The organism is Mesorhizobium sp. M7A.F.Ca.CA.001.10.2.1 (genome assembly GCF_003998575.1).
GTDB lineage: Bacteria > Pseudomonadota > Alphaproteobacteria > Rhizobiales > Rhizobiaceae > Mesorhizobium.
In genome coordinates, this window is the sequence record NZ_RZQY01000199.1 from 1 (window position 1) to 9,217 (window position 9,217).

Here is a 9,217-nt window from a genome sequence, read left to right on the forward strand (position 1 = left end):
GTTGCGGCTTGCAGCAGATCGCCTGGGCCGTATTGTCGGCGCCATCGACGTCGAGGACATGCTGGACGTGATTTTCTCGCAGTTCTGCATCGGGAAATGACTCACGTGAAACGATGTGCTCTCGTAAAATGACTCAGTTGTCGATGCAGAGATTTTGATGGACCGTTTGCGGAACGCCCCATCGCTTCGTCATCCACGGGCGGAGCAAGGAGCGTAGCGACGCGGCGCAGACCCGAGGATCCATGCCGCGACTTCTGAGCGCGCGCCACGGTGCAGAATTCTGATCCGCTGTACTCTTTGGCCAAGATCACGGCATGGATCCTAGGGTCTCCGCGACGTCGCTTCGCTTCCTGCTTTGCCCTAGGATGACGAACGTTGCGAACGCTTGGGTAAGACCTTCGAGCAGCGGCAAGGTGCGACTCACGTGAAACATCAGTGCCCCGATGACTCACGTGAAACACACGCGATGGCGGTGCAAGGCTGTTTCACGTGAAACGACTCGCGGAGTTTTCTTGACAGCCAAGCCTCGCGGGGACATGTGTCCCTTTAATCATTCGAGTCTGGGAAGTTTGTGATGACCAATCACTATGATGTGGTTGTGGTGGGCGGCGGCCACGCAGGTTGTGAGGCGGCCAGCGCTGCCGCGCGCGCTGGTGCCAAGACCGCGCTGGTGACGCTGCGCTTTGATACGATCGGGGTCATGTCCTGCAATCCGGCGATCGGCGGGCTCGGCAAGGGCCATTTGGTGCGCGAGATCGATGCCATGGATGGCCTGATGGGGCGCGTGGCGGATGCGGCCGGCATTCAGTTCCGCCTGCTCAACCGCCGCAAAGGTCCCGCCGTGCGCGGCCCTCGTACGCAGGCCGACCGGAAGCTTTATCGCCTTGCCATGCAGGAAGCGATTCGGCAGCAGAACGATCTCGACGTGGTTGAAGGCGAGGTTCTGGATTTTGAGATCGCCGATGGGCGGATCACGGCTGTTCTCCTGGCCGACGGCAGGCGGCTTGGCTGTGGCGCGGTCGTGCTGACGACCGGGACTTTTCTGCGCGGGCTCATTCATATTGGCGAGAGGAAGATTGTCGCCGGCCGCATGAACGAGCAGGCCAGCCTTGGGCTCTCGGCGACGATGGACCGCGCGGGCTTCAAGCTTGGACGGCTGAAGACCGGGACGCCGCCGCGGCTCGATGGCCGGAGCATCGACTGGACGACGCTGGCAAGCCAGGCCGCGGATGCGGATCCGGTGCCGTTCTCGCTGATGACCGACCGCATCACCACGCCGCAGATCGAGTGCGGCATCACCCGCACGACGACGGCCACGCATGAGCTGATTCGCGCCAATCTCGGCCGCTCGGCCATGTATTCCGGCTCGATCGAGGGCGTTGGGCCGCGTTATTGCCCGTCGATCGAGGACAAGATCGTCAAGTTCGGCGATAGGGATGGGCACCAGATCTTTCTGGAGCCGGAAGGGCTGGACGATGATACCGTCTATCCCAATGGGATTTCCACCTCGTTGCCCGAAGATGTGCAGCTCGATATATTGAAAACCATTCCGGGGCTGGAGCGCGCAATCATGCTGCAGCCCGGCTATGCCATCGAGTATGATCATGTCGATCCGCGCGAACTGCATCAGACGCTGGAGACGAAGCGCATCGGTGGTCTCTTCCTCGCCGGGCAGATCAACGGCACGACCGGCTATGAGGAAGCAGCCGGGCAAGGCCTGCTCGCAGGCCTCAATGCGGCGCGGCGGGCGGCGGGGAGCGAGCAAATCGTGCTCAGCCGCACCGAGGCGTACATCGGCGTGATGGTCGACGATTTGACCAGCCGCGGCATCGCAGAGCCCTACCGGATGTTCACGTCACGCGCCGAGTTCCGGCTGTCGCTACGCGCCGACAATGCGGATGAGCGGCTGACGCCTCTGGCGGCGAAACTGGGCATCGCCTCGGCACAGCGCATGCAGCGCTACGGGCAGGTCATGCAAAGCCTGGATGAGGCGCGGGATTTGGCGAAGTCGCTCGCCATGACGCCGAATGAGGCGGCGCGGCACGGGCTGGACATCAACCGGGATGGCGTGCGCCGGTCCGGCTATGAATTGCTGTCCTATCCCGACGTCGATGTCGCTTGGCTGGCCGGCGTCGATCCGCGCTTTGCGGCGATCGAAGGCAAGACCGCGGAGCGCCTCGAGACGGAAGCGAAGTATTCTGTCTATCTCGACCGCCAGAAGACCGACGTGGCGCAGATCCGGCATGAGGAGAGCCGGCTGATCCCCGAGACGGTCGATTTCGCCGGAGTGCCGGGTCTGTCGAACGAGCTGAAGCAGAAAATGCAGGCGCGGCGCCCGCGCTCCATAGCCGATGCCCAGCGCATGGAGGGCATGACGCCGGCGGCGCTGGCGATCATTGTCGCGCATGTCCGCCATGCGGAGAGCGCCCAGCGCCTACAAAAGGATGTTGCGTGAATTCTATGTCCCTGGAGAGCCTGCAGGATGCGGCAGGCCCGGTTTCACGTGAAACATTCGATCGGCTGGTGGCGTTCGAGCAGATGTTCCAGAAATGGAATCGCAGCATCAATCTGGTGGCGCAATCCACGTCGGGCGATGTCTGGCAGCGCCATATCCTGGACAGCGCCCAACTCGGGCGCATAGAACCCGTTGCCACACGCTGGGTGGATCTCGGCTCGGGCGGTGGGTTTCCAGGCCTTGTGATGGCGTTCCTGCTGGCCGAGCGCGACGGCGCCAGCATCGATCTGGTTGAAAGCAATCGCAAAAAGGCATCCTTCCTGCAGACCGTCGTCGGCCAGTTCAGCCTGCCGGCGCGGGTCGTGGCGCGCCGCATCGATGACAGCCATGCGCTGGTTTCGACGCCGCAAATCGTCACGGCGCGGGCGCTGGCTCCGCTTTCGACCTTGCTGGACCTGTCGGCGCCCTGGCTGGTTTCAGGCGCGCGCGGCCTGTTCCACAAAGGCCGGGATTACCGCACCGAAGTGCAAGAAAGCGTTCACCGATGGTCCTTCGATCTGGTAGAACATCCAAGTATGACCGACGTTGGCGGCGTCATCCTGGAATTGTCCAACCTGCGACCTGTCTGATCCGTCACTGACAGGCGATTTGGCGCCCAAAATGAATTTCTGGCATAAACCCATGATGAAGAATGGCCCCCGAATCATCACCGTAGCCAACCAGAAGGGCGGTGTCGGCAAGACGACGACCGCCATCAATCTGGCGACCGCGCTAGCTGCTATCGGCGAAAAGGTGCTGATCGTCGATCTCGATCCGCAGGGAAATGCCAGCACCGGTCTGGGCATCGACCGCAAGGACCGGACGGTGTCGTCCTATGACGTGTTGACCGGCGAGCTGGAGCTGGAAGCCGCGGCCATCCCCACAGCCGTGCCGGGCCTGTCGATCGTGCCGTCGACGCTCGATCTGCTCGGCATCGAAATGGAGATCGCCTCCGCGCCCGACCGGGTGCTCAAGCTGCGCAACGCGCTGCGCGCTGCGACCGAGCGCGGCGCACCCTTTGGCTATGTGCTGATCGACTGCCCGCCATCGCTCAACCTTTTGACGTTGAATTCAATGGCTGCGGCCGATTCCGTTCTTGTGCCGCTGCAATGCGAGTTTTTCGCGCTCGAAGGCCTCAGCCAGTTGCTGGAGACGGTCGAGCAGGTGCGGCGCTCGATCAATCCGGATCTCACCATCCAGGGCATCGTGCTGACCATGTATGACGGCCGCAACAATCTCGCCAACCAGGTCGTGCAGGATGTGCGGGCGCATATGGGCGACAAGGTCTACGAGACCATCATCCCGCGCAATGTGCGGGTGTCCGAGGCGCCGTCCTACGGCAAGCCGGCGATCCTCTACGATTTGAAATGCTCGGGCAGCCAGGCCTATCTGCAACTGGCATCGGAAGTGATCCGCCGCGAGCGCAAGTTACGCGCCGCTTGATGTGGCCGGATGCATAGTCAAGAGCCGATTCGATACCGAAACGATTTGGAATAGCCAACTGGAATAAAGATGAGCGAAGACCTTTCGAGAAAGAGACTGGGCCGCGGACTGGCGGCGCTGATCGGCGAGATTGATCGCCCAGTAGCACCTGAAAAACCGGGCATGAGCGCCGACGGCAAGGTGCCGATCGAGTTCCTGACCCCCAACCCGAAAAATCCGCGCCGGCATTTCGGCGACGCCGAGCTGACCGACCTTGCCCAGTCGATCCGCGAACACGGCGTCGTCCAGCCGGTGGTGGCGCGGCCTTCGCCGACACAGGCCGGACGCTACGAGATCATCGCCGGCGAGCGGCGCTGGCGTGCAGCGCAGCGCGCCGGGCTGTCCGAGATCCCGGTCATCATCCGCGAGGTCAACGATCGCACCGCGCTCGAACTGGCGATCATCGAAAACGTCCAGCGCACCGACCTCAACGCGGTCGAGGAAGCGCTCGGTTATCAGCAGCTGATCGACGAGCACGGCTACACCCAGGCCGATCTCGGCCAGGTGATCGGCAAGAGCCGCAGCCATGTCGCCAACACGCTCAGGCTCTTGAAGCTGCCGGATGTGATCCGCGACATGCTGATCGACGGCGCGCTGTCGGCGGGTCATGCCCGCACGCTGGTGACGGCGGAAGATCCGGCGGGCCTTGCCAAGCGCATCGTCGAAGAAGGACTTTCGGTGCGCCAGGCCGAAGCGCTGGCGCAGATGCCGGCCGGCACCAGCAGCGCCAGGGAAGCCAGGCCGGCGCCAAGTCCTGACGAGAAGGACGCCGACACGCTGGCGCTGGAAAAACTGTTGACCGATACGATCGGCATGATCGTGTCGGTGGATCACAAGGGCAGAGGCGGCACGCTTCGGGTAGCCTATCGCTCGCTGGAACAGCTCGATGAGTTGTGCAGGCGGCTGAAGCAGGAACGATAATTAGCCGGCGAATTATCTTCAGGCCGGATTTTTGGCGAAATCGGCGACGCCGCTAATCTCGCTCCTTGAGGGGGAGATGGCCGGCAGGCCAGAGGGGGTCGCCTCACACCAAGCGCCGGCGCCCTTGCGGAAGACATGAAGACGTAAGGAAGTAAGGAAGTAAGGAAGTAAGGAGGCCAGCGCTCCACGCGCAACGACCCCCTCTGTCGCCTTTCGGCGACATCTCCCCCTCGAGGGGGGAGATCAGCCGCGCTGCGCCAACCGGCTACTCTCCACCGCAATCCCCAGCAGCGCCTGCCGTGCCAGCGCCACGGAAAGGTCCGGCCGCCGTCGTGTCTGCAACACCGCCGTCTGCAGCCGGGTCAACGCGCGGCCGAGCGCGTCGGCGCTCCAGCGCTCCAGTGCCTTCTCGACCAGCTTGCGCCTGGAGAAAAACACCGGCGGGCGGGCGGCGGCAACGACCGAGGCGGCGTTGCGGTTACCGGACTCCATCTGGCCGCGCATGATTTGGATCTGCTGCAACTGCCGCATCGCCGAAGACAGCACCAGGAAAGGCTGGCCGCCGGACTGGCAATGGCGGGTAAAGGCAGTGTCGAAGTCGCCGATCTTGCCTTCGAGAAGCGCGTCGACCGCGTCGTCGAAAGAGGCGCCGGAGACGTCGCCCGACATCGCCTTGACCTCCTCCAGTCCGATCTCGTTCTGGCCATGTGCATAGAGCACGAGCTTCTCGATCTCGCCGCGCGAGGCCAACCGGTCGCCGCCGAGATTGCGGCGCAGCGCCTGTCTCGCCTCCATGGTCATCGACATGCCGGTCTTGCTCAGTTCGGCGTCGATGACGCCGTCGATGTCGCGCGCTTCATCGGCATAGCAAGGCAGCGCCATGGCACTGTCGGCCGCCTCGACGATGGCGCGCAATCCGACGCCTTTCTTGAGATCGCCGGCCTCGATGAGAATGATCGCATCGCGCGCCGGCTCCGCCGTCAGCGCCTTGACGTCGTCGGCCAGCGCCTTCTGGCCGCTGGCATTGCGCACCCACAAAAGGCGCCGATCGGAAAACATCGGCACGGTGCGGGCTTCGTCGAGCAGCCGGCCCTCGTCGCGGTCGACCTCCGAACCCTCGAGCCTGACCACCGAGAAGGGATCGTCGAGCGGCAGGCCGGTCTTGCCGGCAAATGCCTTCGCCCGCTCGGATACGAGGCCGCGATCGGGGCCGTAAAGCAGGACGATCGAAATGCGCTGGTCCGGCTTCGCGAGCCAGCCGTCGACCTCGTAAGCTTTCTTCTGTGCCATGCCGGGTTGGTTAGCATGATGCGGGCGTGGGGTGAACCGGGGTGTGCGTGATCTCCCCCTCGAGGGGGAGATGGCCGGCAGGCCAGAGGGGGTCGGTTCGACTGGATGCGACATTTTATGCGCCGAAAGAAGAAGTTGGCGCTCCATGCGCGGCGACCCCCTCTGTCGCCTTCGGCGACATCTCCCCCTCAAGGAGGGAGATTACGCTTCGCGCTTCCCCAATCACCCTATCTGCCAGCAAACCCGGCTCAATCTTGCGTCTAATTGCGCGCCGGCGCCCAACATCGACAAGAAATTTCGCCGACATATCTTCATCTTGGTGCGTGGGAGGCTGGATCGGCCGGCGCTGCCGGGACCGACGTCCGCAGGCTACCCGACGAATTCGCACTGGCCTGGCGGCGCAGATATGCAAATATCGACACTAGGCAACATTGGAGGACAAAGGTCATGGCCGATGCTGGGATGTTGCGTTTCCACGTTCCGGAACCGGAAGTGCGGCCGGGCGGAACGCCTGATTTTTCCAATGTGCCGATCCCCAAGGCCGGCTCGGTGCCGCGCCCCGAAATCGATGTCGATCCGCGCACCATCCGCGATCATGCCTTCTCGATCATCCGCGTGCTGAACCGCACTGGCGAGGCCGTCGGTCCCTGGGCCGGCCTGCTCTCCGATGAGGAACTTCTGGCCGGCCTGCGCCACATGATGACGCTGCGGACCTTCGACGCGCGCATGCAGATGGCGCAGCGGCAGGGCAAGACCTCGTTCTACATGCAGCATCTGGGCGAAGAGGCGGTGGCTTGCGCCTTCCGCAAGGCGCTGGCGCCGGGCGACATGAATTTCCCGACCTATCGCCAGGCAGGGCTGCTCATCGCCGACGGCTATCCGATGGTCACGATGATGAACCAGATCTATTCCAACGAGGCGGATCCGCTGAAGGGCCGGCAACTACCGGTCATGTATTCGTCGAAGGAGCACGGCTTCTTCTCGATCTCCGGCAATCTGGCGACGCAGTACATCCAGGCGGTCGGCTGGGCGATGGCCTCGGCGATCTCGAACGATTCGCGCATCGCAGCCGCCTGGATCGGCGACGGCTCGACGGCCGAATCCGATTTCCACTCGGCGCTGGTGTTCGCCTCGACCTACAAGGCGCCGGTCGTGCTCAATGTGGTCAACAACCAGTGGGCGATCTCGACTTTTCAGGGCATTGCCCGCGGCGGCTCGGGCACATTCGCGGCAAGGGGGCTCGGCTTCGGTATCCCGTCGCTGCGCGTCGACGGCAACGACTATCTCGCCGTCCATGCGGTGGCCAAATGGGCGGCGGAGCGGGCGCGCAGCAATCTCGGGCCGACGCTGGTCGAATATGTCACCTACCGCGCCGGGGCGCATTCGAGCTCGGACGATCCCTCGGCCTACCGGCCAAAGACCGAGTCCGACGCCTGGCCGCTCGGCGACCCGATCGTGCGGCTGAAAAACCATCTCATCGCGCTTGGCGTCTGGTCGGACGAGCGGCACGCGCAGGCCGAGGCAGAAATCCTCGACACGGTCATCGCGGCGCAGAAGGAAGCCGAAAGCCACGGCACGCTGCATGCCGGCGGCAAGCCGTCGACGCGCGACATGTTCGAGGGCCTCTACGCCGAGATGCCGCCGCATCTCAGACGCCAGCGCCAGCAGGCGGGAGTCTGAGCCATGCCGAGACGGACCATGATCGAGGCCATTCGCGATGCCATGGATGTATCGATGGGGCGCGACGACAAAGTCGTCGTGTTCGGCGAAGATGTCGGCTTCTTCGGCGGCGTCTTCCGCTGCACGCAGGGCCTGCAGGCCAAATACGGCAAGAGCCGCTGCTTCGACGCGCCGATCAACGAATCCGGCATTGTCGGCTCGGCCATCGGCATGGCCGCCTATGGGCTGAAGCCGTGCGTGGAGATTCAGTTTGCCGACTACATGTATCCGGCCTACGACCAGCTGACCCAGGAAGCAGCTAGGCTGCGCTATCGCTCCAATGGCGATTTCACCTGCCCGATCGTGGTGCGCATGCCGACCGGCGGCGGCATCTTCGGCGGCCAGACGCACAGCCAGAGCCCGGAAGCGCTGTTCACCCATGTGTCGGGGCTGAAGACCGTGGTGCCGTCCAACCCGCACGACGCCAAGGGGCTCTTGATCGCGGCGATCGAAGACCCCGATCCGGTGATCTTCCTCGAACCGAAGCGGCTCTACAATGGTCCGTTCGACGGCCATCACGACCGGCCGGTGACGCCGTGGTCGAAACATGAGCTCGGCGAGGTCGCCGACGGCCACTACACTGTGCCGCTCGGCAAGGCGGCGATCCGCCGGCCGGGTTCCGCCATCACGGTGCTCGCCTACGGCACCATGGTCTATGTCGCGCAGGCCGCGGCCGAGGAAACCGGCATCGATGCCGAGATCATCGATCTCAGGACGCTGCTGCCGCTCGACCTCGACACGATCGTCGCTTCGGTCAAGAAGACCGGGCGCTGCGTCATCGTGCATGAGGCGACGCTGACGTCGGGCTTCGGCGCCGAACTGTCGGCGCTGGTGCAGGAAAACTGTTTTTATCACCTCGAAGCGCCGGTTGCTCGCGTTGCCGGCTGGGACACGCCCTATCCGCATGCGCAGGAGTGGGATTATTTCCCCGGCCCCGCCCGTGTCGGCCGTGCCTTGCTTGAAACCATGGGGGCCTGAGATGGGCGAACACATCATCAAGCTGCCCGATGTCGGCGAAGGTGTCGCCGAGGCCGAGCTGGTCGAGTGGCACGTCAAGATCGGCGACATGGTGCGCGAGGACACGGTGCTCGCCGCCGTGATGACCGACAAGGCGACAGTCGAAATCCCGTCGCCGGTCGACGGCGAGATCCTGTGGCTGGGCGCCGAAATCGGCGACACGGTGGCGATTGGTTCGCCCATCGTGCGGCTGAAGGTGGCGGGCGAGGGGAATGTTGTCGCAGACACGAAATCGCCAGAGGTCACAGCGGCATCTACCCCCACCCCTAACCCCTCCCCACAAGGGGGAGGGGG

Annotated in this window: 8 protein-coding genes; 7 read left to right on the forward strand and 1 reads right to left on the reverse strand. The window is 63.9% G+C overall.

Annotated elements, in window-relative coordinates; translation table 11 throughout:
* Nucleotides 1–574 precede the first annotated feature (574 nt).
* The 4 genes from mnmG to EN964_RS14960 all read left to right on the forward strand — a co-directional run bounded on the left by mnmG (nucleotide 575) and on the right by EN964_RS14960 (nucleotide 4,897).
* Entirely contained in the window at nucleotides 575–2,455 is a 1,881-nt protein-coding gene (gene mnmG / locus EN964_RS14945; RefSeq protein ID WP_127269179.1) for a tRNA uridine-5-carboxymethylaminomethyl(34) synthesis enzyme MnmG, read from the forward strand.
* Nucleotides 2,452–3,084, forward strand: coding sequence for a 16S rRNA (guanine(527)-N(7))-methyltransferase RsmG (gene rsmG, locus EN964_RS14950; RefSeq protein WP_127269178.1), 633 nt, complete (start codon nucleotides 2,452–2,454; stop codon nucleotides 3,082–3,084). Before mnmG ends, rsmG begins: the two co-directional genes overlap by 4 nt.
* A 52-nt stretch (nucleotides 3,085–3,136) precedes the next feature.
* A complete protein-coding gene (locus EN964_RS14955) occupies nucleotides 3,137–3,937 on the forward strand; it encodes a ParA family protein (RefSeq protein WP_081738757.1) in 801 nt (266 codons plus the stop codon).
* Between the two features lie 69 nt (nucleotides 3,938–4,006).
* Nucleotides 4,007–4,897: a ParB/RepB/Spo0J family partition protein gene (locus tag EN964_RS14960; protein WP_127272527.1), complete on the forward strand. Its 891-nt coding sequence runs from the start codon at nucleotides 4,007–4,009 to the stop codon at nucleotides 4,895–4,897.
* A gap of 243 nt (nucleotides 4,898–5,140) precedes the next feature.
* Here the strand turns inward: EN964_RS14960 and holA are convergent, their stop codons facing one another.
* Nucleotides 5,141–6,187 (reverse strand): DNA polymerase III subunit delta, encoded by a 1,047-nt coding sequence (holA, locus tag EN964_RS14965; protein ID WP_127271610.1) that lies wholly within the window; start codon nucleotides 6,185–6,187, stop codon nucleotides 5,141–5,143.
* Nucleotides 6,188–6,634: 447 nt separating this feature from the next.
* Here holA and EN964_RS14970 point away from each other — a divergent pair, with 447 nt between their 5' ends.
* The 3 genes from EN964_RS14970 to EN964_RS14980 form a co-directional block, all read left to right on the forward strand.
* Nucleotides 6,635–7,867: a 3-methyl-2-oxobutanoate dehydrogenase (2-methylpropanoyl-transferring) subunit alpha gene (locus EN964_RS14970; protein WP_127272764.1), complete on the forward strand. Its 1,233-nt coding sequence runs from the start codon at nucleotides 6,635–6,637 to the stop codon at nucleotides 7,865–7,867.
* A gap of 3 nt (nucleotides 7,868–7,870) precedes the next feature.
* Nucleotides 7,871–8,884: an alpha-ketoacid dehydrogenase subunit beta gene (locus EN964_RS14975; protein WP_127271317.1), complete on the forward strand. Its 1,014-nt coding sequence runs from the start codon at nucleotides 7,871–7,873 to the stop codon at nucleotides 8,882–8,884.
* Nucleotide 8,885: 1 nt separating this feature from the next.
* On the forward strand, nucleotides 8,886–9,217 hold a 332-nt coding region (locus tag EN964_RS14980), incomplete at its 3' end, for a biotin/lipoyl-containing protein (protein WP_292696916.1).

Bases quoted from the DNA above. Each gene is read 5' to 3' on its own strand.
- mnmG (WP_127269179.1), top strand. From the start codon at position 575: ATGACCAATCACTATGATGTGGTTGTGGTGGGCGGCGGCCACGCAGGT.
- EN964_RS14955 (WP_081738757.1), top strand. From the start codon at position 3,137: ATGATGAAGAATGGCCCCCGAATCATCACCGTAGCCAACCAGAAGGGC.
- EN964_RS14960 (WP_127272527.1), top strand. From the start codon at position 4,007: ATGAGCGAAGACCTTTCGAGAAAGAGACTGGGCCGCGGACTGGCGGCG.
- holA (WP_127271610.1), bottom strand. From the start codon at position 6,187: ATGGCACAGAAGAAAGCTTACGAGGTCGACGGCTGGCTCGCGAAGCCG.
- EN964_RS14970 (WP_127272764.1), top strand. From the start codon at position 6,635: ATGGCCGATGCTGGGATGTTGCGTTTCCACGTTCCGGAACCGGAAGTG.
- EN964_RS14975 (WP_127271317.1), top strand. From the start codon at position 7,871: ATGCCGAGACGGACCATGATCGAGGCCATTCGCGATGCCATGGATGTA.